Annotated in this window: 25 protein-coding genes; 24 read left to right on the plus strand and 1 reads right to left on the minus strand. The window is 29.5% G+C overall.

Going from position 1 to position 22,249, the window contains the following annotated elements:
- Positions 1-9: 9 nt before the first annotated feature.
- Genes L8X97_RS04615 through L8X97_RS04685 form a run of 15 tightly spaced genes read left to right on the plus strand, consistent with a single transcriptional unit; the run spans position 10 to position 15,807 of the window.
- Positions 10-429, plus strand: coding sequence for an NAD(P)H-quinone oxidoreductase subunit 3 (locus L8X97_RS04615; protein ID WP_220566531.1), 420 nt, complete (start codon positions 10-12; stop codon positions 427-429).
- Positions 408-905: a NuoB/complex I 20 kDa subunit family protein gene (locus tag L8X97_RS04620; protein ID WP_039619352.1), complete on the plus strand. Its 498-nt coding sequence runs from the start codon at positions 408-410 to the stop codon at positions 903-905. The genes L8X97_RS04615 and L8X97_RS04620 overlap by 22 nt, the downstream gene beginning before the upstream one ends.
- The gene (locus L8X97_RS04625; RefSeq protein WP_220566532.1) at positions 905-1,696 is read left to right on the plus strand and encodes an NADH-quinone oxidoreductase subunit C; all 792 of its coding nucleotides are present in this window, start codon (positions 905-907) and stop codon (positions 1,694-1,696) included. Before L8X97_RS04620 ends, L8X97_RS04625 begins: the two co-directional genes overlap by 1 nt.
- Before the next feature lies 1 nt (position 1,697).
- Positions 1,698-2,924 (plus strand): NADH dehydrogenase (quinone) subunit D, encoded by a 1,227-nt coding sequence (gene nuoD / locus L8X97_RS04630; protein WP_263662747.1) that lies wholly within the window; start codon positions 1,698-1,700, stop codon positions 2,922-2,924.
- Positions 2,921-3,148 carry an NADH-ubiquinone oxidoreductase subunit E family protein gene (locus L8X97_RS04635; protein ID WP_263662748.1) on the plus strand — a complete coding sequence of 76 codons (228 nt, stop codon included), beginning with the start codon at positions 2,921-2,923 and terminating at the stop codon, positions 3,146-3,148. Before nuoD ends, L8X97_RS04635 begins: the two co-directional genes overlap by 4 nt.
- Positions 3,145-3,861, plus strand: a complete 717-nt coding sequence (locus L8X97_RS04640; protein ID WP_263662749.1) for a hypothetical protein — start codon at positions 3,145-3,147, stop codon at positions 3,859-3,861. The genes L8X97_RS04635 and L8X97_RS04640 overlap by 4 nt, the downstream gene beginning before the upstream one ends.
- Positions 3,858-6,311, plus strand: a complete 2,454-nt coding sequence (locus tag L8X97_RS04645; protein WP_263662750.1) for an NADH-quinone oxidoreductase subunit G — start codon at positions 3,858-3,860, stop codon at positions 6,309-6,311. The genes L8X97_RS04640 and L8X97_RS04645 overlap by 4 nt, the downstream gene beginning before the upstream one ends.
- Positions 6,308-7,306, plus strand: coding sequence for an NADH-quinone oxidoreductase subunit NuoH (gene nuoH / locus L8X97_RS04650; protein WP_263662751.1), 999 nt, complete (start codon positions 6,308-6,310; stop codon positions 7,304-7,306). The genes L8X97_RS04645 and nuoH overlap by 4 nt, the downstream gene beginning before the upstream one ends.
- 9 nt (positions 7,307-7,315) lie before the next feature.
- Entirely contained in the window at positions 7,316-7,948 is a 633-nt protein-coding gene (gene nuoI, locus L8X97_RS04655; RefSeq protein ID WP_133319477.1) for an NADH-quinone oxidoreductase subunit NuoI, read from the plus strand.
- On the plus strand, positions 7,941-8,447 hold the full coding sequence (locus tag L8X97_RS04660; protein ID WP_263662753.1) for an NADH-quinone oxidoreductase subunit J: 507 nt from the start codon (positions 7,941-7,943) through the stop codon (positions 8,445-8,447). The genes nuoI and L8X97_RS04660 overlap by 8 nt, the downstream gene beginning before the upstream one ends.
- Positions 8,447-8,758, plus strand: coding sequence for an NADH-quinone oxidoreductase subunit NuoK (gene nuoK, locus L8X97_RS04665; RefSeq protein WP_087699810.1), 312 nt, complete (start codon positions 8,447-8,449; stop codon positions 8,756-8,758). Before L8X97_RS04660 ends, nuoK begins: the two co-directional genes overlap by 1 nt.
- A complete protein-coding gene (gene nuoL / locus L8X97_RS04670; RefSeq protein ID WP_263662754.1) occupies positions 8,746-10,548 on the plus strand; it encodes an NADH-quinone oxidoreductase subunit L in 1,803 nt (600 codons plus the stop codon). The genes nuoK and nuoL overlap by 13 nt, the downstream gene beginning before the upstream one ends.
- A 1-nt stretch (position 10,549) precedes the next feature.
- A complete protein-coding gene (locus tag L8X97_RS04675; protein WP_263662755.1) occupies positions 10,550-12,022 on the plus strand; it encodes a complex I subunit 4 family protein in 1,473 nt (490 codons plus the stop codon).
- On the plus strand, positions 12,022-13,419 hold the full coding sequence (locus L8X97_RS04680) for an NADH-quinone oxidoreductase subunit N (protein WP_263662756.1): 1,398 nt from the start codon (positions 12,022-12,024) through the stop codon (positions 13,417-13,419). Before L8X97_RS04675 ends, L8X97_RS04680 begins: the two co-directional genes overlap by 1 nt.
- A gap of 24 nt (positions 13,420-13,443) precedes the next feature.
- Positions 13,444-15,807 carry a tetratricopeptide repeat protein gene (locus L8X97_RS04685; protein WP_263662757.1) on the plus strand — a complete coding sequence of 788 codons (2,364 nt, stop codon included), beginning with the start codon at positions 13,444-13,446 and terminating at the stop codon, positions 15,805-15,807.
- Here the strand turns inward: L8X97_RS04685 and miaA are convergent.
- Positions 15,798-16,673, minus strand: coding sequence for a tRNA (adenosine(37)-N6)-dimethylallyltransferase MiaA (miaA, locus tag L8X97_RS04690; RefSeq protein ID WP_263662758.1), 876 nt, complete (start codon positions 16,671-16,673; stop codon positions 15,798-15,800). The genes L8X97_RS04685 and miaA overlap by 10 nt on opposite strands.
- Positions 16,674-16,742: 69 nt before the next feature.
- Here miaA and mqnP point away from each other — a divergent pair, with 69 nt between their 5' ends.
- The 9 genes from mqnP to L8X97_RS04735 are packed head-to-tail and all read left to right on the plus strand — an operon-like array spanning position 16,743 to position 22,206.
- Positions 16,743-17,618: a menaquinone biosynthesis prenyltransferase MqnP gene (mqnP, locus tag L8X97_RS04695; RefSeq protein WP_263660452.1), complete on the plus strand. Its 876-nt coding sequence runs from the start codon at positions 16,743-16,745 to the stop codon at positions 17,616-17,618.
- Positions 17,615-18,112, plus strand: a complete 498-nt coding sequence (locus tag L8X97_RS04700; RefSeq protein WP_263659526.1) for a hypothetical protein — start codon at positions 17,615-17,617, stop codon at positions 18,110-18,112. Before mqnP ends, L8X97_RS04700 begins: the two co-directional genes overlap by 4 nt.
- Positions 18,105-18,626: a DUF6115 domain-containing protein gene (locus L8X97_RS04705; RefSeq protein WP_133319486.1), complete on the plus strand. Its 522-nt coding sequence runs from the start codon at positions 18,105-18,107 to the stop codon at positions 18,624-18,626. The genes L8X97_RS04700 and L8X97_RS04705 overlap by 8 nt, the downstream gene beginning before the upstream one ends.
- A gap of 9 nt (positions 18,627-18,635) precedes the next feature.
- Positions 18,636-19,604 carry a GTP 3',8-cyclase MoaA gene (moaA, locus tag L8X97_RS04710; RefSeq protein WP_263660453.1) on the plus strand — a complete coding sequence of 323 codons (969 nt, stop codon included), beginning with the start codon at positions 18,636-18,638 and terminating at the stop codon, positions 19,602-19,604.
- Positions 19,604-20,353: a 7-carboxy-7-deazaguanine synthase QueE gene (locus L8X97_RS04715; protein ID WP_263660454.1), complete on the plus strand. Its 750-nt coding sequence runs from the start codon at positions 19,604-19,606 to the stop codon at positions 20,351-20,353. The genes moaA and L8X97_RS04715 overlap by 1 nt, the downstream gene beginning before the upstream one ends.
- Positions 20,350-20,934: a 6-pyruvoyl trahydropterin synthase family protein gene (locus L8X97_RS04720; protein WP_220566544.1), complete on the plus strand. Its 585-nt coding sequence runs from the start codon at positions 20,350-20,352 to the stop codon at positions 20,932-20,934. Before L8X97_RS04715 ends, L8X97_RS04720 begins: the two co-directional genes overlap by 4 nt.
- Positions 20,934-21,134, plus strand: a complete 201-nt coding sequence (locus tag L8X97_RS04725; RefSeq protein WP_133319490.1) for a cytochrome C — start codon at positions 20,934-20,936, stop codon at positions 21,132-21,134. The genes L8X97_RS04720 and L8X97_RS04725 overlap by 1 nt, the downstream gene beginning before the upstream one ends.
- The gene (locus L8X97_RS04730) at positions 21,134-21,544 is read left to right on the plus strand and encodes a hypothetical protein (protein WP_220566545.1); all 411 of its coding nucleotides are present in this window, start codon (positions 21,134-21,136) and stop codon (positions 21,542-21,544) included. The genes L8X97_RS04725 and L8X97_RS04730 overlap by 1 nt, the downstream gene beginning before the upstream one ends.
- Positions 21,544-22,206 carry a 16S rRNA (uracil(1498)-N(3))-methyltransferase gene (locus L8X97_RS04735; protein ID WP_263662759.1) on the plus strand — a complete coding sequence of 221 codons (663 nt, stop codon included), beginning with the start codon at positions 21,544-21,546 and terminating at the stop codon, positions 22,204-22,206. Before L8X97_RS04730 ends, L8X97_RS04735 begins: the two co-directional genes overlap by 1 nt.
- The last annotated feature ends 43 nt before the right edge of the window (positions 22,207-22,249 follow it).

Genomic DNA, 22,249 nt, shown 5'->3' on the forward strand with positions numbered 1-22,249 from the left:
AGGTTTATTATGACGCACGCAACTATAGAGCATCAATACTTTGGCATCTTTGCAATGCTTGTTATTGCAAGTGTTATATTTTTTACTTTGGTGTATATTTCTTCTAAAATAGGTTCTAAGCTAGCCTCTCATAATAGAAAAAAACTTGGACTAGGAATTTATGAGTGCGGGCCTATGGCTTCTAAACAAGCAAATAAAATCAATTCTCAATTTTTTGTTTTTGCTTTGATTTTTATTTTGCTTGATATTGAAGTGGTGTTTTTATTTCCTTGGGCGGTGATTTTTAAAGATTTAACCGCAGAACTTTCAAAATATGGCTTATCTTTATTTGCCTTGGTGGAAGTGTTTGTTTTTATTTTATTACTTGCAGTAGGCTTTTTATATGCTTATAAAAAAGGAGCATTTGCATGGCAGAGTATCAAAAAATGAGTAATGCGCCAGTTGTTTTAACTACGGTTGATAAGTTAGTGCAATGGGGTAGAAGTAATTCTTTATGGGCACTATCTTATGGACTTGCCTGTTGTGCTATTGAAATGATGGCAGCAGGTGGTGCAAGATATGATTTTGATAGATTTGGAACAATTTTTAGAGCAAGTCCAAGACAATCTGAAGTAATGATTATAGCGGGTACTTTAAGTAAAAAACATGCTGAATTTACAAGAAGACTTTATGATCAAATGCCTGATCCTAAATGGGTTATTTCTATGGGTTCTTGTGCAAATACCGGCGGTATGTTTAATACCTATTCTACTGTCCAAGGAGTGGATAGGATTATTCCTGTTGATATTTATGTGCCAGGCTGTGCCCCGCGTCCTGAAACTTTTCAATTTGCTTTGATGATTTTGCAAAAAAGAATTCGTAAAGAAAAAGCAAGCAGAAAAATAGCTCCAAAAAGGCTTATATGATGAGAAAATATAGCAATAAGAAAAATGCTCAGTTAAAAAATTATTATGAGGATAGATTTTACCATGCACCTGCAACTAAAAAACTAAGCACAGAGAGTAGTGTTTTTGAGAGTGATCATCAAATTTTAAGTCAAGAATTTGAGTTAAAAAATTCTTTTATAGAGCTTGATTTTTGGGTGATTGAGATAAACAAAGATGATAATGTTACTATTCTTGATAAGCTTAAGAATTTAGGTTATAGCTGTTTTACTGACGCAAGTGCGATTGATTTTGTCGCTCAAAAACAGGGTTTTGAAGTATATTATCAGCTTTTAAATATGGAGAAAAATTTAAGAGTGAGAATAAAAACTTTCGTTGGTTTAAAAGAAAGGCTTCAAAGTGTTATGAGTGTTTTTAAGGGTGCTAATTGGTGTGAGAGAGAAATATATGATATGTTTGGAATTTTCATCATCAATCATCCAAATTTAAAAAGACTTTTAATGCCTGATGATTGGTATGGACATCCTTTTTTAAAAAGCTATCCTTTGCATGGTGATGAATTTGCTAAGTGGTATGAGATAGATAAAATTTTTGGAAAAGAATACCGCGAGGTTGTAGGTGAAGAAAATAGAGATCCAGGTTTTGTAGATGAAAAAGACACGCTAAACTTTAGTAGAATTTATCATGAGGTTGGTAAAGGCGAAGCTCCAAGAGAGGATAAATACCTACAAGAATATCAAGAAGAAGGTGGCGTGCCTTTTGTGAAAAAAGCCAAAAGAACGCAAGTAAAAATTTTAGATAAGAGAAGATAAAATGCAAATTTCTACTAAATTAAAACCTTATTATGAAAATATAAGCTTTGAGCGTGAAGATGGCACCATGATAGTAAATCTTGGCCCTCAACATCCAAGTGCTCATGGAAATTTACGCCTTATTTTAGAGCTTGATGGAGAAGAAATCACCAAGGCTGCTCCTTGTATAGGTTATATGCATCGTGGTATGGAAAAGATGGCTGAAAATATGATCTATCAAGAGTTTATCCCAACTACTGATAGAATGGATTATATCGCAGCTAGTGCAAATAATTATGCCTATGTAGCTGCTGTGGAAAAACTTTGTGGTTTGGAAATTCCACGCAGAGCAAGTGTGATAAGGATGATTTTACTTGAGTTAAACCGTATTGCTTCGCATTTGTTATGGCTTGCTACACATGCACTTGATATTGGTGCGATGACAGTATTTTTATACTGCTTTAGAGAGCGTGAGTATGTGCTTGATCTAATAGAAAAATATTGCGGGGCAAGACTTACGCATTCATCTATGAGAATAGGCGGGGTAATGCTTGATTTACCTGAAGGTTTTTTAGATGAACTTTTGGTATTTTGTAATAAATTTCCAAATGATATAAAAGATTATGAAGCTTTGCTTGATGATAATAGAATTTGGCGTGCAAGAACTGAAAATGTAGGAGTTGTAAGCAAAGAACAAGCACTAAGTTGGGGTTGTAGTGGGGTTATGCTAAGAGGAAGTGGTATTGCTTATGATGTTAGAAAAGAAGAGCCTTATTTGCTTTATGATGAGGTAGATTTTGGCGTGCCTGTGGCCAAAATGGGTGATTCTTATGCAAGATATAAGGTTTATATGCAAGAATTTAGAGAAAGTTTGAAAATTTTAGTTCAATGTGCTAAGCTTTATCAAGATACTCCGCCTGAAATTTTATGCAATCATCCTGAATATGTAAGCGCTTCAAAAGAGCAAATCATAACGCAAAATTATTCTCTTATGCAACATTTTGTCCTAGTAACCCAAGGTCTAAAACCACCAAAAGGAGAGGTGTATGTGCCAACTGAAAGTCCAAAAGGCGAACTTGGATTTTTTATCCACTCAGATGGTAGCGGTAGGCCATATAGATTAAGAGCTAGAACCCCAAGCTTTTTTCATTGTGCATTTTTAGAAGAAATGCTTGTAGGATCATATTTGGCTGATGCGGTGGCGATTTTAGGAAGTATTAATATAGTTTTAGGTGAGATAGACCGATGAGACGCGTGGATTTAAGAAAAAGTCAAGATTTATTTAAGGATTTAGAACAAATCATTCAAAAAGCTTATATGGGTGAAGTTTTAGTAGTTTTATTTGAAATAGGAGATTTTTCTAATGTAGAAAAAAGTTTTGCTTTCATAAAAGAGCGAAATTGTGAACTTTTAAATTCTTTAAAATTTAATCAAGTAGATTGGACTATAGTTTTTAAAAAGGTAGGACAATGAAATTAGCAAAATATCAAGAAGGCTTAAATGCTTTGTGTTTTGTGGATTTGCTTTCTTTAAAAAATCCTTCACTTTGCGCTAAGCTTAACAAAAGTAAAAATTATAATATTTCTTGTTTAGAGGATAAAAATTTAAAAGCAAACTTTTATAAATGTGAGATTGCAAGTGCGCCTTTCGTGCTTGCTTTGCTTTGTAAGATGAGCTTGGAGACTGAATTTAACGAATTTGATGAGGGGTATTTAAGTGCTGAATCTTGCTTTGGTGAAGAAGAAGCTTTAGAGATTTTAGAGTTTTTAAAAGAAGCAAAATGTATTATTTTTGATGAAAATTTATATCAACATAAAGATTTTGAAAATATTAAGTATTTTTTAGAAAAACTTTGTCATAAATTTAATCTTTTGCTAATTTGCTCTAATGAAAATGAAGAAAATTTATTAATACAAAATTCTTTTAGTGAGCTTTTAGAACTTGATAATTTTGATGGAACTATTATCATGCAAGCACCTTTGGGAGACAAAAATTTGCATTGCTCTTCTTCTTTTGCTTTAATTGCTAAGGTTAAGGATGGGGATAAAATTAATTTAAAAATAAACACTCAAGAATTTACAACTATAGTAAAAATCAATCATGATTTGAAAGGCACGGTGGCTTTGTTTGATTATGAAAGCGCTGATTTTGCTTTTTCAAAAGCTCAAGTTAAGGTTATAAAATGAAAGTTATCATTAATGGTATAGAATGTGAGGCAAATGAGGGTGAGTATATCTTAAATGTCGCAAGAAAAAATGATATTTTCATTCCTGCAATTTGTTATTTAAATGGTTGTTCTCCAACACTTGCTTGTCGTATGTGTATGGTAGAAGCTGATGGTAAAAAGGTTTATTCTTGCAATACTAAAGTTAAAGAAGGTATGGTAGTAGAGAGTGATTTGTCAAATTTATGGGATGAGCGCAATGCGATTATGCAAGCATATTGTATCAACCACCCTTTACAATGTGGAGTATGTGATAAATCCGGTGAGTGTGAGCTTCAAAACTTTACACACAAAGCAAGAGTAAATGTGCAAAATTATTGGATTAAAGATACCCATAAAGAGCATAAAAAATGGGGCGAGATTAATTATGATCCAGCTTTATGTATCGTGTGTGAAAGATGTATTACAGTTTGTAAAGATAAAATAGGAGAAAGCGCTTTAAAAACTACTTCAAGAGGAGCAAGCGCGCCCGATGCAAGCTTTAAAGAAAGTATGAGTAAAGATGCGCTAGCTATTTGGACTAAATTTCAAAAGAGTTTAATTGCACCGAGTAGTGGCGATATGCTTGATTGTTCTTTTTGCGGAGAATGTACAAGTGTATGTCCAACGGGAGCTTTGGTGGGTTCGGCTTTTCAATATACATCTAATGCTTGGGAGTTAAAGAAAATTCCAGCTAGTAATCCACATTCAAGTGATTGTGAGTTGATATATTATGATATTAAACAAACTAGTATTAATAATCAAAAAGAAAAAATTTATAGAGTGAGCAATGATTTTGCTTTTGCTACGCTAAATAAAGCTGCAAGATATGGTTTTAATACTCAAAATGAAGTTCAAGGTAAAGACGAAAAAGCTTTTGAAAAATTAGTAAATATGATAAAAAATGATGAAATAAAAAATATTTTATTTAATAGTTTTATTACTAACGAAGAAGCTTTAATCTTGCAAAATTTAAGTAAAAAATTTAATCTTAATCTTATAAATCATGAAGCTAAAAAATTCCAAGATTTCCTAGCTTGTTTTTATCAAAATGCAAATGCAATGTATAATGCAAATACAGACGATATCACTCAAAGTGATTTTTTAATCATCGTAGGTTCATTTTTACGCTATGATGCGCCAACGCTAGGATATAAAGTTAATAACGCTTTGGTAATGAATAAAGGTGCAGGGCTATATTTTCACCCTATAAAAGATAAAGGTGTGGATAAATATTCTAAAAATTTCTTGCAGATTAATCATGATATTAAAGATAATGAAAGTATTTTATTATTTATCTTGCAAAAATTTGCCAAAGAGCTTCCGCAGGATTTTAAAAACACATTAGAAAATGCGTATTATCAAGATACAAAAGAAATAGAAGAAACTATTAATGAAGAAGTTACTGAAAAGATAGAAAAGCAAAATGAAAACGGCGAAACTATTATAGAAGAAGTTAAAAAACTTGTGCCTAAAAAAATTAAAAAAAGCATAGAGGTACAAAGATCAAATTATGCGAAAAATCTTGGCATAGATGAGGATATTTTAGAGACTTTACTCGCAAAAAAGCAAAAATTTACACTTATTATAGGAAGTGATTTTTACTATGATGAGCAAAGTGCCAAGCTAGCAAAACTTTGTGCTTTGGTACAAAAATATACTGAATTTAAAGTCTTTTTAAATCCAACTTGTACTAATACCTTAGGTGTGAGTTTGATTTGTGATTTAAGTCAAGATTTTCAAGTAGGAAAAATATTAGGTTATAACGAAAAAGGCGATTTTGCTTTTTCTTATGATGGGCATTTTGATCTTGCAAGTTCTAGTTTAAATCAACAAGAAGGTAGCTTTGTAAATTATGATAAAAGATTAGTTCCTACAAATGCGGCTTTAGAATTTAAAGGTTATTTTTTAAATGATTTGGCAAATGCCTTAGGTTTTGATGAAGAATTTACGATCAACTATACTAAATTTTTACCACAAAATAAAGGCTTTAGGGTAATTGACTTTGATGAGTTAGAAAATCATTATGATAATGGTGGGGTAAATCATAGAGGTTATGAGCTTGATTTTTCCCATTTTGAGTTTGAAAAAACATTAAGCATTCAAGAAGTTAAAGAGCAAAATGAAGGAAATTTAACCTTATATCATGCAAATAGCATTCATCAGTTTTCAAAACTTAGTAATAGAGCTTTTAATGAGGTTGGGGCTTTATTTTTATCGTCTGATTTAATGCAAAAATTTGATTTAAACCAAGATGATAGTGTTATTTTAAAAAATGAAAAAACTCAAATTGCTATAAGTGTAAAATGTGATGAATCTTTAGAAAATGGTGCGTATTTAGGGGATTATGATAGTAAGATTGATTATAAATCTTTATTTGATAATACTCGATATGTAAAAGTTTGGCTTGAAAAAGCAGGAGCTAAAATATGAGTGATATTACTTTTTTTATTGTAGAAACAATTATAAAATGTGTGCTTGTTATAGCTATTTTTGCTACTTTAGCAGGCTTGGCAACTTATCTTGAAAGAAAGGCTTTGGCTTTATTTCATCGTCGTTTAGGGCCTGATATGGTAGGTCCTTTTGGATTGCTTCAAGTAGTTGCTGATATGATTAAACTTTTTACTAAAGAGGATATAGTGCCAACTTATGCTCAAAAAGTGGTGTTTTTAATCGCTCCATTGATTGCAGCAATTTGTGCTTTTGTAGCAATTGCAGCTATACCTATTTTTCCTGAATTTACTTTATTTGGTAGAGTGATTCGTCCTATTATCGCTGATATTAATGTAGCCTTGCTTTTTGTTGTAGGTATGGGTGGAGTTAGTTTTTATGCGATTTTTTTAGGAGGTTTAGCAAGTAATAATAAATGGTCGCTGCTAGGCGGGGCAAGAGGGCTTGTTTCTATTATCTCTTATGAGAGCGTTGCAGGGCTTTCTTTGGTGTGTGTTGTAATGCTTGTTGGATCTTTGTCTTTAGTAGATATTAATAACTATCAAAGTGATGGCATGCTTTCTTGGCTTATTTTTAAACAACCTTTAGCTTTTATTTTATTTGTGATAGCTATTTTTATAGAAACTAATAGAACTCCACTTTGTTTAAGTGAAAACGAAACTGAACTTGTTTCAGGTTATGGCACTGAATATAGCGGACTTAGATGGGGTATGTTTTTTATCGGAGAATATACAGCCATGATTACCGGAGCGATTATGATATCGCTTTTATTTTTGGGTGGATTTAATGATTTTTGGATTATACCAGGGGCTATTATGATGCTTTTGAAAGTGTCTTTTGTGTTCTTTTGGTATTTTTGGGCTAGAGGTGCTTTTCCGCAACTGCGTCCTGATCAAGTAATGAGAATGTGTTATTTGATTTTAATACCTTTAGCGGTTTTAAATTTATTAATTAGTGCTTTAGTGCTTGTGATATAGGAAAAAACAATGAAAAAAGGTTATTTTAAAGTAGATTTTGAGCGTAAAAATCCTCAAAATACTTATGAAAAATTCATACAAGTAATCAAGCGTTCTTTAAATACAGAGCTTTTTGTAGGTTTATTTGTCGTATTAAGAGAAATGTTTAAAAAAAACAATAGCGCAACGATTAAATATCCTATGGAAAAAGTTGCTTTAGATGATAGATATCGTGCAGTTCATCGTTTGATGCGTTTTATTGAAAGTGAAAATGAATGTTGTATTGGTTGTGGCTTGTGTGAAAAAATTTGCATTAGTAATTGTATAAGAATGGAAACGAGTTTAAGCGAAGATGGACGCAAAAAGGTCGAAAATTATAGTATTAATTTAGGGCGTTGTATTTATTGTGGATTTTGCGCTGATGTTTGTCCTGAACTTGCCATTGTGCATGGTAAAGAATATGAAAATGCCGCAGAGCAAAGATCTTATTTTGGTCAAAAGGAAGATTTTTTAACCCCTATCGATGAGCTTAAAAATCAAGTGGTGTTTGAAGGAAGTGGTAGTTTAAGAAAAGATGCTGATGATTTAGTAAAGAAAACTCCAAATTATTATGAGATAGATTTGCAAAGACAGCAAGATGCTCCAAAGGAAGAAAATGTTTGAAACGATAGCTTTTTGTTTATTAAGTGTTTTGGTGTTGGGATTTTTTTTAATTAGTGTTTTAAGCACTAGCGTGCTTTATGCTATCAGTTCTTTGGCTGTGGCTATGGTTTTTTTAAGTGGATTTTATTTTTTACTTAATGCTGAATTTATTGGAGCAATTCAAATAATTGTTTACAGTGGAGCTATTTTAGGTCTTTATAGTTTTGCTATGATGTTTTTTGATGCTTCTATAAAAGTAAAAGAAAGTTTAAAAGGTAAAAGAATCTTCATTTTTGCTGTGATTTTTAGTGCTGTTTTATTAGTTAGTATTATTATGGGATATGAGTTTGGTTTAAATGAAACTAGTGAAGTTTATAGTCTTGATTCTACTCAGCAAATAGGCTTTGCTCTATTTACAAAATATATGCTTGCTTTTGAATTTATGGCAATTTTACTTTTAATAGCTTTAATTTGTGCTATAGCACTTACTCAAAAAAATGTAAAAAAGGACGAACAATGATGTTAGAAAAATACTACATTGTGGCTATTTTGATGTTTATCATTGGTCTAATAGGTATCATAAAACGCCAAAATTTAATTATGCTTTTTATTTCAAGTGAAATTCTATTAAATGCTGCTAATTTGGCTTTAGTTACAGCAGGAGCTTCTCATAAAGACATAGAAGGTCAAATTTTTGCTTTATTTGTAATGGGAGTTGCAGCTTGTGAAGTAGCTGTTGGGATAGCGCTTTGTGTTTTATGGTATAGAAAAACAGGAACACTAGAGCTTAGCTCTTTAGCTGAAAAAGGAGAGATAAAATGCAAAATTTAGCTTTAATTGCACTTTTTTCTCCTTTGGCTTCAGCTGTTATTTTAGGTATTTTTGCTTTTAGTGCTAAGAAAATTATTTTAGGTTATTTAGCTTCTTTATTTATAGCTTTTTCAGCTCTTGCTTCAATTATTTTATTAAATAATGGAGTGCATTTTAATTTTGAACTTGGTACTTGGATATCTTTAGTAGATGTTAGTTTTGGTTTTAAAATAGACTCTATTACTTTGATTATGATGAATGTGGTAAGTATAGTAGCGACTTTTGTGCATTTATATAGTATATTTTATATGGAGCATGATGAAGGGTTTAATCGCTATTTTAGCTATTTGGGACTTTTTGTTTTTTCTATGATGTTTTTGATTATGAGTGATAATTTCTTAGGACTTTTTATAGGTTGGGAAGGTGTTGGACTTTGCTCATGGCTTTTGATAGGTTTTTGGTATCATAATGAAAAATACACTTTTGCTGCTAATGAAGCATTTATCATGAATAGAATTGCAGATTTGGCTTTGCTTTTAGGAATTTTCTTAATTTATATAGAATTTAACTCTTTAAAATATGATGAATTTTTTACCCTTTTATCTTTAGGGCATGAAAATGATGTGATTTTGATTTTAATAGCACTTTTACTTTTTGTAGGTGCTATGGGTAAATCAGCACAATTTCCTTTCCATACTTGGCTTGCTGATGCTATGGCAGGACCTACGCCAGTTTCAGCTCTAATCCATGCTGCTACTATGGTTACTGCGGGAGTTTATTTGGTAATTCGCGCAGGGGAGCTTTATTTACAAGTTCCTGAAGTAGGGTATTTTATCGCTATACTTGGAGCTTTTGTAGCACTTTTTGCTGCTTCTATGGCCATGGTGGCTAAAGATTTAAAAAGAATTATTGCATATTCGACGCTTTCTCAACTTGGGTATATGTTTGTAGCAGCAGGTCTTGGAGCTTATGCAATAGCTTTATTTCATCTTGCAACTCATGCATTTTTTAAATCTTTATTATTCTTAGGTGCGGGTAATGTTATGCATGCTATGAATGATAAGCTTGACATTAGTAAAATGGGTGGACTTTATAAAAGTATGCGTTTTAGTGCTATTTTAATGCTTATAGGTTCTTTAGCTTTAGCAGGAATTTATCCTTTTGCAGGATTTTTCTCTAAAGATTTAATTTTAGGATTTTCTTTTATAAGCCATCATCATGGAATTTTTTTAGTACTTTTAATAGCAGCTTTTATGACAGCTTTTTATAGCTTTAGACTTTTAATGCTTGTATTTTTTACTCCAAAAAGACATGAAGAACATCCCCATGAAGCTAGTAAAATAGCTTTGCTTGCGATGAGTCCTTTGGCTTTACTTGCTATTATAGCAGGATTTTTTGAGCATAGCTTTATGGATTTTGTAAGTAAAAATTTAGCTTTTATTGATGGTCAAAATTCTTTAGTTATGATACTTGCAAGTGTTTCTGCGGTACTTGGAGTGCTTTTAGCTATCATAGCTTATTGGAAAAATTGGTTTAAACCATCACTTTCTAAAACAAGTATTTACAAACTTTTGTTTAATGAATACTACATACCAAAATTTTATCATCAATTTATTGTTAGTAAGTATGCTTTATTTTGTGAATTTTTAAGAAAAGCTGATAAAGAAATTTTAGATGCTTTGGTAGATAGTATTGCATTTTTCCTTAAAACATTTGCTAGGGTTCTTAGTATGGGTAAGGATTATTCTTTGGCTTTAAGAATTGTAGTTTTGGCTTTTGTGTGTTTATTTTGTTTAGCTTTGGCGGTGTAATATGCTCGGTTTATTAATGTTATTTCCATTTTTTGCGGCTTTTATAGCTTTATTTTTACAAAAAGAAGATAGCAAGTCCTTTGCTGTTTTAGTTAGTTTTTTGATTTTAGTTTTTAATGTTTTTTTGTTATTTAACTACGATGGTGGCATGGCTTATGAATTTAGTTTAAATTCTTTGATAGTTAATTTTCACATAGGTGTAGATGCTATAGCGCTTTATTTAATATTACTTTGTTCTATTATGATTTTTTTATCTTTTATATGTTTGGATATTCAAGATAAAAGTGTTGTAATAAGTATATTTTTATTACAATTTTGCATTGTAGGACTTTTTGCTTCATTGGATGCTTTATTGTTTTATGTATTTTGGGAGTTTTCTCTTATACCGCTTATTTATTTAATAGGTAGATATTCAGATAATTATAAGGCAGGGATTAAATTTTTCATTTATGCATTTTGCGGTTCTATGCTTATGCTTTTAGCTATTATTTATGTGGGATTTTTGTATTATCAAAGTTTTGGATATTGGAGTTTTGATTTGTTAGCTTGGTATAAGAGTGAATTTTTTATACCTGAGAATGCACAAAATCTAATATTTGTAGGATTTTTTATTGCTTTTGCGATTAAAAGTCCTTTATTTCCTTTTCATACTTGGGCTCCAAAGGTTTATACCAAAAGTCCGACTTTAGTATCTGTAATGCTTGTAAGCTTTAAAATGACACCTTTTGGGTTTTTAAGATTTATTTTGCCTTTAGCGCCTGATACTTTGAATCATTATTATTCTTTACTTGCTATTTTATGTATAGTTGGAATTTTATATGCAGCCTTAATTGCTTTTAAAGCCAAGGATTTAAAAGAATTAATTGCTTATAGCTCAATTTCGCATTTGGGTGTGGTAATTTTAGGTATCGTAACTTTTACTTATAATGGGGTTAGTGGTTCTGTATTTTATATGTTTGCACATGGTATAGTAACAGGTGGCTTATTTTTAGCCGCTTATATGCTTTACAAAAGATATCATACTTTTGATTTAGACTTTTATAAAAATTTAGCTAAAACAGCCCCATTATTTAGCTTTTTCTTTGCAGTATTGTTGTTTTCATCTATTTCATTGCCTTTGACTATTTCCTTTGTAGGTGAGTTTTTGATCTTGCAAGGTGTGGCAAGTGTAAATTTATGGTATGCATTATTTGCAGGCGGTGTAATCGTTTTAGGAGCTATTTATATGCTAAATATTTATAGAAATATGTTTTTTGCTACTTGTGAAGAAGAAGTGTGCAGTAAATTTACGCTTAAAAAAGGTGAAATTTTTGTTTTAAGTATTTTAAGTGCATTAGTGATTTATTTAGGGGTAGCTCCAAGTGCTATGCTAGATCAAATTGCTTCTAATGTAAATAGTATTCTTGAAGTTATGCAAACAAGAAATATCGCCATAGAAAATCAAAAAATCATAGATAGTATAAGAGGTTTTTAATGAGTGGTTTTAGTTTAGAAAAATTAAATTTTGTATTATTATTTCCTGTGTTGTCATTGCTTTTTTGGGCTATTGCATTACTTTTATTGAGTGCATTTAAAAAACTTTCTAGAAATTTTTATATAGGAGCAAGTGTTATAGCTTTGCTTAGCACTTTGTGTTTTTTATTGCTTTATAATGGTTTTGTTTTAGATAATTCTCATGCTTTTTTTGGTTTATTTGTAAGCGATAATTATGCAATTTTTGCGCAAATAATTATTTTGTTTTTTTCTATGCTTTATTTGCTTATAGACAAAGATGAACAAAGAGCAGAATTTTTTTCTTTATTTTTGTTTATGGTTGCTTCCTTAATATTAATGGTTTCAAGTACTAATTTAATTGTGATTTTCCTAGCTTTAGAAGGATCTTCTTTAGCTCTTTATACATTAATAGCATTAAGAGGAACTCATAATGCTATTAGTTCTAGCATAAAATATTTTGCCTTAGCTGCAGTAGGGGCTGGATTTTTTGTTTTTGCTTGTGCTTTTGTGTATTTAAAAACAAAGTCTTTGGATTTGGATAATTTATTGCATTCTGAATATATTTCAGATCCTATATTATTATGTGCTGGAGTAATGTTTTTGGTTATTGTTGGAGTAAAACTTTCTATCGCTCCTTTTCATTTTTGGCTAAAAGATGTATATTGTGGAGTTCATACAAATTTTATAGCTTTCATATCTATTGTTCCAAAAATTGCTATGATAATAGTAGTTTTAAGAATTTTTTCTGCTTTAGGCGGTGGAGTAAAATTTGAATACATAGTCGCATCGTTAGCAATTTTTTCTATGCTTGCTGTAAGCATAGTAGCTTTAATTCAAAAAGATGCAAAAAAAATGCTTGCATATAGCTCTATTACTCATTCTTCTTTTATATTGGCTGTTATTGTTTCTAGTATGAGTGTGAGTTCTCAAGGAGATGGAACTTCTTACCTGCTTTCAATTTTTGCCTTGTTCGTTTATTGGGTTTCTTTTGCTTTTGCAAACTATGGAATTTTTTTAATCTTAAGTTTATTTCAAAAAAGCTCATTTGAAAGTTTTTCTGGCTTATTTGATCAAAGACCCGTATTATCTATAATATTAGCTATGTTTATTTTATGTATAGCAGGAATTCCACCTTTTGGGATTTTTTGGGGTAAAATTTTAATTTTAGCTTCTATTTTAAATTCGGGCTATTATGTGCTTATATTTGCTATAGCTTTAAGTTCCATGATCATGCTTTATGCTTATTTGAAAATTTTAATTTATATCTTTTTTAAAAAAAGTCAATCTATAAAGAGTATAAATTTAGATATTAAGCAAAAGATTATTTTAAGTTTATGTTTTATCGGAAGCTTATCATGTGCGTTTTTGCTTTTGTGAAATAATATTGCTATAATCACGCTCATGATAAGGATTTTATTTTTATTATTATTAAGCATAAATTATATATTTTCTTTTGAGGTTATTGTTAATAAAGGGGAAGAACAAAATCGTCCCTTTACACTTTTGCATTTAAAAGATAATAAAGATTTTACTTGCAAGAGTATTTTTGAATTTGAAAAAACTCATTTTGAGTGCAATGTTTTGGGCGTTAGTAATATGCAATTTCAAAATAAAGAATTTGATGATTTTACAATTTATTTTGAAAAACACCAAACTTTTTTGACAATTAAAATATATCCTAAAATTTTAGCTAAAATGTTTAATTATTCTCAAGATATTTTTAATGCTAAAGAAATTCAAAGTCAAAATGGAGATACTTCTAAACATTTTGTGTTTATTTTTACTAAGGATTTAAGGTATTATAAACCTAGCGATGGACTTGATTTTGATATTTATTTTGATGATGCATTAATGCCTTATATTGGAGCATTGGATTTAAATTCTAATCCTATGGAAACTTCAAAAAGTGCAGATTTTAATGCATATTTTAATATCAAACAAGAATATGAAGCCAAAAAATACGATCAAGTTTTACGAGATGCTGTTAATGCTATTAAGCGTTATCAAGGTAGTGTATTTATGAATGAATTTGAGCTTTATAAATTAAGAGCGCAAAATAAGCTTTACACTTATGAGCTTGATAAAGATCAGCAAATTTTAGAGCAAATGCTAGATGATGCTAAAAGATGGGTGAGAACTTATATTAATGATAAAGATTATACGGAAGTAATGTATATCATGATGAGAGTTTATATGGGCTTATCTCAAAGATCTAATGTCGATTATATTATTGATACTTTAAGTACTGAGCATAAAGACGATAAATATACCATAATAGCTTTACTTGATTATGCAGATTATTTATATCATTTGGGTAAAAAAAATATAGCAAATAATATTTATCAAGATGTATATTATTCTACTCCGAATGCAGATTTAGCTAGTAGAGCTGCTTTATTTTTGTCTAAAAATTATTTAGAAGCGCAAAATACAAAAGAAGCCAAGGAGTTAGCAAGTAAAATTTTAGAATCAAATCCTGAATTTTTTATGAGTGATTTAGAAAATTCTTTATCTTTAGCTAAGGCTTTTAGTAATCATAGAATTTATGATTTAAGTTCTAAAATTTATGAGTATATTTTTACGCATTTGACTAAAGTCGATAAAGAATATGAAAGAGTATTAAAAGATCTTTCTTTGGCTTTGTTGAATGCAAATGAACATACTAAAGCTCAAAAGTATTTAGATCTTTACACAGAAGATTTTCCTTTGGGTGAATATGTGAGTTTAATAAAAGAAGCTCAAGATAAAAATTTCTTATATTTAAAAGATAATAATGCAAGTTTTTTACATCAAAGATATGAAGAGATCATGCAAAAGTATGCTGGAGAAATTTCTAGTATGGCTTTATTTGATAATGTGAGATTATATTTTCAAGAAAAAAATTATGAAAAAGTTGTAAGTTATCAAAAAGACATAGAAAAATATTCCAACAAAGAAATCAAAAATCTTTTAGAACAAGCTGCTATTTTAGTTTTAGAACAAAATTTAAAAAATGATGAGTGCTTAGCTGCTGTTAAAGTATATGATGATTTTAAGGTCTATGATGTGGGAAATAAAATACAAAATAAAAAACAAATGCTTGAATGCTTTAAGCGTACTACTCGTATAGAAGAAGCTAAAAAATATATAGTGGAAAATGAAAATGATGATATTATTTTTTATAAACTCCAAAGTGCAGATTTAGCGCTTAAAGATAAGCGTTATCGTTTTGTTGTAAAAACAATTAATGATATTTTAAATACAAGAACTATTATTAGCGATGATGAAAAATTTGAAGCAAATTATATTAAATTTTTTGCTGAACTTAAATTGCAAGATTATAATGCTATGATAAGAACTTTGCAAAAACTAGAGCAATTTCCTATGAATTATCGTATGGTGGAATTATATTATGAGTTTTTGCGTTATTGTGAAAAAAATAATTTTCTAACAAGTATTTTAACTTATGCTCCAAAGGCTATTGATTATCAAAATTTAAAAGGAGTAAATCTTTTTAGTCCGGATTTAGAATTTATCTATATCAAAGCTTTAAAACAAAACAATCAAGCTCAACAAGCCTTAACTTTGTTTAAAGATTTGCTTGCTAATCCTTTAAAAGATGATGAGCGCGCAAGAGCTTTTTATATGCAAAGTAATATTTATGAAGATTTAAAAGATATGCAAAATCAAAAGCAAAGTTTGCAAAATTGTATAGATATTAACACAACAAGCAATTGGCAAAATTTATGTAAAGATAAATTAAATGTCTTAAACACTCAGCCTTGATGTTTTTTTAAAATATAAGCTTTTAAATTTTCATAAGCGTTTTGAAAATCTAAAATTTCTTTGTTGAATTTTTTATTAAAAGTTCTTTGTCTTTTGGCAAGTTGTCTTGTGTGAATGATGATGAGTTCTTCAAGCTCGTTTAAATTTATTTTTTTATCTAAAAAATCTTTACATTCTTTTAAGCCTATGGAATTTAGTGCTTTTAAATGATGATCGTAGTTACTATATAGCATTTTAGCTTCATCTATTAAACCCTCATCAAGCATATTTTTAGTGCGTTTAATAATGCGTTTTTCCAAAAGATCTTTTTGCCAAGAAATTTCAAAAATATCAAGTTTTTTAATTAAAGCTTCTTGTTTTGTTTCTTTTAAAACTTCGCTTGGGATTTTATTAGTTTGCTCATAAATTCCAAGCCATTTTTTTAAGCGATAGGTGTCGTTTTTTTCTATTTTGGTATGTGGATCAATTTTTATCATTAAATGATAAATTTCATCATTACTTAGCGTGCTTTGACTTTCTTTGAAATTTTCACTCAAGCCATCCATTAAAGCTTTTAAATAAAAACTAGTTCCACCTGTGATGATAAGCATTTGATTGTTTTTTTGAGCAAAGGCTTTTGCTTTTTTGTATTCTTCAAAAAACAAAGCGATATTAAAATGCTCATTAACATTTAATAAATTTATTCCAAAATAATCAAGCTCATCTAAGGTTTTTTGCTCTGTTTTGGCTGAAGCGATGTTGATTTGTTTATACACGCAAAGACTATCAAGGCTTAAAATACTTGCATTAAATTCATAAGCTAGTTTGTTAGCAAGTTCTGTTTTGCCACTTGCAGTAGTTCCAATGAGTGCAAATTCAAAAAACATCGTAAAAATATCCTAAATTTAAAATTATTTTAGTAAAATCATAACAAAAATATATTATAAAGAGAAAAAATGCCTTTATTAAAAGAAAAATTAAAAGATATTTTGGATTTGATTGTTTTTAAGCATTCTATTTTTGCTTTACCATTTTTGTTTGTTTCTATGATTGTAGCTTCTGTTATTTTAAATGATAGCACTTGGTTTGGTTTTAAAGCTTTGTTTTTGGGTGTTATTTGCGCGGTAAGTGCAAGAAATTTTGCAATGGCAATCAATCGTTTGATGGATGAGGACATTGATAAAAACAACCCAAGATGTGCAAATAGACCTAATATCGATGGTCGTATAGGTAAAACTAGCATTTTACTTTTTATTATTTTAAATGCTATTATTTTTGTTTTGGCAAGTTATTTTATCAACAAACTAGCCTTTGCTCTTTCTTTGCCGGTATTGTTTATTTTAGCTATTTATTCAGCCTTTAAAAGATTTTCATCCCTAGCGCATTTAGTATTAGGATTTTGCTTAGGACTTGCTCCTATTGCAGGCAGTATTGTGGTTTTGGGAAGTATTGAAATTTATAGTGTTATTTTGTGTTTGGGTGTTACTTTTTGGACAGCTGGTTTTGATTTACTTTATGCTTTGCAAGATATGGAGTATGATAAAAAGACAGGCTTGCACTCTATACCTGCTAAATTTGGGCTTGAAGCGACCTTGTTTATCTCAGCATTTTGTCATGTTTTAGCAGTGCTTTTTTGGTTTTTATTTGTTTGGGTAGCTCCAACAGGAAATATTGCATTTTTAGGTGTGATTGTTAGTGCTGTTATTTTATTTTTTGAGCACCGCATTGTTAGAAAGAATTTTGCAAAAATTGACAAAGCATTTTTTACTTTAAATGGGTATTTAAGTATAGTCTTTTTTATTTTTATATGGGTTGATCTTTTATGGAGATGAAATTTTTTAAAAGCTCTTTGGAATTAGAATTTGAAGAGAGCAAAGAAAGATATGAAGAGTTTTTGCAAGAATATGTTTCAAGTAATAATTATGTCAATTTAAGCAAATGGAAAAAGCTTGCTTCAAGGGTAGAATTTAGCGAGGGTGAGCAGTTGATTTTTGATTTGCTTATGGATTTAAAGCAAGAATTGTATTTGATAAAAAATGATATTAATAAAACAAAATTATTTGTTAATTTAAAATATAAATCTTTTGTGATTGGGGTAAATTTTACACATATTCAATTTAAAGATAGGTGTTTAATGCAAGATGAAGATTATTATGCTAGATTTAATTTAAATGGTCAAAAAATTAGTATTTTTTTTAAAGCATTAAATGAGAATGAAGCAAAAATCACGCAAATAAAAGCAGAAGATGAGCTTGTGTATGATAATTTTGTAGCAAATATGCAAAGAGCAATGATTAAAATTTTAAAGGAGCAAGAAAATGGATAGTGATTTATTATTGTGGCTAGTTGTAGCTTTATTAATTTTTGCTATGTTTGCTTATATGATGATTAAAGAAAAAGAAAGTATTGTTAAGATTAATGAGCTTGGTAAAATGATAGAAGATTTAAATAAACAATATCATTATTTAAAAAAAGAAAGTTTAGATGAGCAAGAGCAAGAAAAAGAAGAAATAGACACTGAAGCCATAAGAGAAGAATTAAAAGAAGAGCTTTTGCAGGTGCTAGAACAAAAAATCAATCAAAATATTATTCCTATTTTAAGTGCTTTAAAAGAAGTGGAAGAAGTAATTGAAGAATTTCAAAGTGAGCAAAAAAATCGTTTATTAAATTTAGAACAAAAAACTCAAAGTATTACAAAATTAAGCCCAAGCTATGATAATGAAGAGCAAAAAGTTATAGAACTTTTTAATCAAAAAAAATCCATAGAGCAAATTGCCAAAGATTTGCGTATAGGTATGGGCAGGGTTGAGCTTATTTTAAAATTTAATAAATTATTATAAAGGCCTTTGATGTTAGTAGATAGCTATGGAAGAGTGATTGATTATTTAAGAATTTCAGTAACACAAAGATGTAATTTTCGTTGCCTTTATTGTATGCCAAAAACTCCATTTGAATGGAGTGCTAAGGAAAATCTTTTATCATTTGAAGAACTTTTTATGTTTGTTAAAGTTTGCATTGATGAAGGAGTTAAGAAAATTCGTATTACAGGTGGTGAGCCTTTAGTAAGAAAAGATTTGCATAAATTTATTGCTATGATTAGTGAGTATAAGCAAGATATAGATCTAGCGCTTACTACTAATGCTTCTTTATTAAAACAACAAGCAAAGGATTTAAAACAAGCGGGCTTAAAAAGAATTAACATCTCTTTGGATACTTTAAAAGAAGAAGTGGCCTTTAAATTAGCTCAAAAAAACATACTCAAAGATGTGTTAAATGGTATTAATGAGGCTTTAGAATTAGGTTTTAATATTAAATTTAACACCGTAGCTCTTAAAGGGATTAATGATAGTGAATTTATCGATCTTTTAGAATTTGCTAAAGCACGCAAAAGCCAAATTCGCTTTATAGAATTTATGGAAAATTATCATGCTTATGGAGATTTAAAAGGCTTGAAATCAACAGAAATTTTAAATATCATTGCTCAAAAGTATTCTTTTAAACAAGGACAAAAAAGTCCAAATGCACCTGCGACTATTTATGAACTTGAAGATGGGTATGAGTTTGGCATTATTGATCCACATAGCCATGATTTTTGTGATAGTTGTAACCGTATAAGGCTTTCAGCCGAAGGGCTTTTAATACCTTGTTTATATTATGATGAGGCTTTAAGCATTAAAAAAGCTATACGCAATAAAGACATAGCAAGTGCTTGTGAAGTTTTAAAAACCGTGATAAAAAATAAATCAGAAAAAAATAGATGGGCAGAAAATGATGCCAATCAAAGTTCTACAAGAGCCTTTTATCAAACAGGTGGATAATGGAAGTTGTTGAAACTTTTTTAAGCTTGCAAGGTGAGGGAAAATATAGTGGAAATTTGGCTATATTTGTAAGATTTGCCGGGTGTAATTTTAACTGCGCAGGCTTTGGAGTAAAAAAAGAAAAAGATTCTAAAATACTTTTGGGCTGTGATACTATAAGAGCTGTTTTTACTAAAGAATTTAAAACTTGTTATAAAACATATACTTCAGCAAAGCTTTTTGATGAGGTTTTGAAGCTAGCAAATTCACGCAAAGTTATAGTTGTAATTACAGGCGGTGAGCCTTTGTTAAATTATCAAAATAAAGATTTTTTGTGTTTTATTAATTTACTTTTAGAAAATGATTTTATGGTGCATTTTGAAACAAATGCAAGTATTGAAATTGATTTTGAAAAATATCCTTTGTATAAAAAATGTTATTTTGCTTTAGGAGTAAAGCTTAGCAATAGTGGTGTAAAAAAAGAAAAAAGAATTAATGAAAAAGCTTTGAAAGCTTTTAAAAATTATGCTAAGGAAAGTTTTTATAAATTTGTTTTGGATAAGGATTTTTTACAAGAAAATAAAGCCTTCAAAGAAATCAATGAAATTTTACAAGTTTGTAAAAATGATGTTTTTTGTATGCCTATGGGGTCAAATGAAGAAGAAATTTCCAAAAACGCCTTAAGTGTTGCTGAATTTTGTATAAAAAATGGATATAATTACTCCGATAGATTGCATATTAGAATTTGGGGAGATAAAGAAGGCGTATGATTATTAGAAAAATGTTTGAATTTGAAAATGCTCATATTGTTAGATTTTGTAGCTCCAAGCGATGTAAAACAAGCATACATGGCCACTCTTATAAGGTAGAAATTTTACTTGAGAGTAAATACCTTGATAATGCTGGAATGGTGTATGATTTTGGTTTGTTAAAAGATGAGATAAAACAAATTATTGATAGTTTTGATCATGCTATTACGCTTTTTAAAGATGATGATAAAGCTTATTTAGAAGATATGAAAAAGCACTCGCAAAGATGGGTGAGTTTACCTGTGAATGTAAGTGCGGAAAATTTTGTACGCATATTTTTTGTACTGATTGATACTTTGCTTTTAAAGACTAAGATGGTCAATGGTGAGCAAGGTGTTAGTTTAAAAAGCATTATTGTGCATGAAACAAGAACAGGTTATGCACAAGGTTTTAGAGAAGATGCTTATAGTGAATTTTTACCAAAGATTGATTTGGCAGATATTGACTTTTCACAAGCTATAAGAGATGAATGGAAAGATAAAGATTTTTTTGAAAAACTTCAAGATGTAAATTTTGTTTTTATCAATCAAAAGGAGGTGTAATGAAAAAGATTTTATTGATTGTGCCAATATTGCTTTTTATGGCTTGTTCAAATCAAGAGAATAAAAATATAAAAAAAGAAATACAAACCGAGCAAGTTCAGATTGAACAAAGTGATTCTAATGTCATTATAGATGATGAAACACTTCCTATACCTGTTGATGATGATATACAAGATGAAAATAATACACAAGGACAATAATGGATCAAAGTTATGAATTTTTTTTAGCATTGCATGTGTATAGTTTATATACAAATGGTTTTTTAATGTTGTTTTATTTGTATTTGACTCAAAGTAACTTCTCACAAGAATTTATCTTTATAAAAAGAATTCGTCTATTTTTGCCAATTTATTATTTGTTTTTAGCAATTACACTTTTTACTGGAAGTTTGTTATGGGCTTTAAAGCATTTTGAATTTAATTTCTATGTGCTTTCTATGTGGTTTTGTTGGATTTTGATTTTTGCTTTGGCTATTTATCAATTTGTTTTATTTAAAAAAGCAAGATTGTTTAAACGCTATGCTAAATTTAGATTTTTAAGTTTTTTTATTTTGTGTTTAGGTATATTCTTACTTTTTGTACCTTATTTACTTAAGAGGTTTTATTTTTAATGCAATTTTTATATCACCCACAAAGTGGTACTGCAAGTTTAGAGCTAGAAAATGAAGCCTTTTTGCACTTAAAGGCTCGAAGAATTAAAGTGAGTGATAAAATTATATTAAAGAATTTGAAAGATTTTTATACTTACACTTATGAATGCATAGAGCTTTCTAGACGCTCTTGCGTATTAAATTTACTTGACAAAAAAGAAGAAAAACAAGAATTAAAAACATATATACATTTAGCTTTGGCGGTGATTGATCCAAAGGTTATAGAAAAAACTTTACCTTTTTTAAATGAACTTGGAGTAGCAAAACTTTCTTTTGTGTATATGGAATACTCGCAAAAAAATTTTAAATTAGATTTTAAAAGAATGGAAAAAATTCTTATAGAATCATCCCAGCAATGCGGTCGTGCTTCTTTAATGGAACTTGAAAGTTTTGATGACTTTAAAAAATTTCAGCAAGCTTATGAAAATATTGTTTTGATAGATTTTGAAGGTAAAGATTTGATGAATTTTGATCCCGATAGATATGTATTTTTGGTTGGGGCTGAAGGCGGATTTTCGCAAAAAGAAAGAGAAATAAATATAAAAAGAGCAAAATTACAAGCCAACTATATACTTAAAGCACAAACAGCACTTATAGGGGTTGCTTCAAAATTTATAATTTAAAAGCATGCTTAAATTTAGCTATTTTTTATATAAAAATCTATAT

The sequence above is a fragment of the Campylobacter sp. CNRCH_2013_0671h genome, assembly GCF_025773055.1.
GTDB classification, from domain to species: Bacteria; Campylobacterota; Campylobacteria; order Campylobacterales; family Campylobacteraceae; genus Campylobacter_D; species Campylobacter_D lari_D.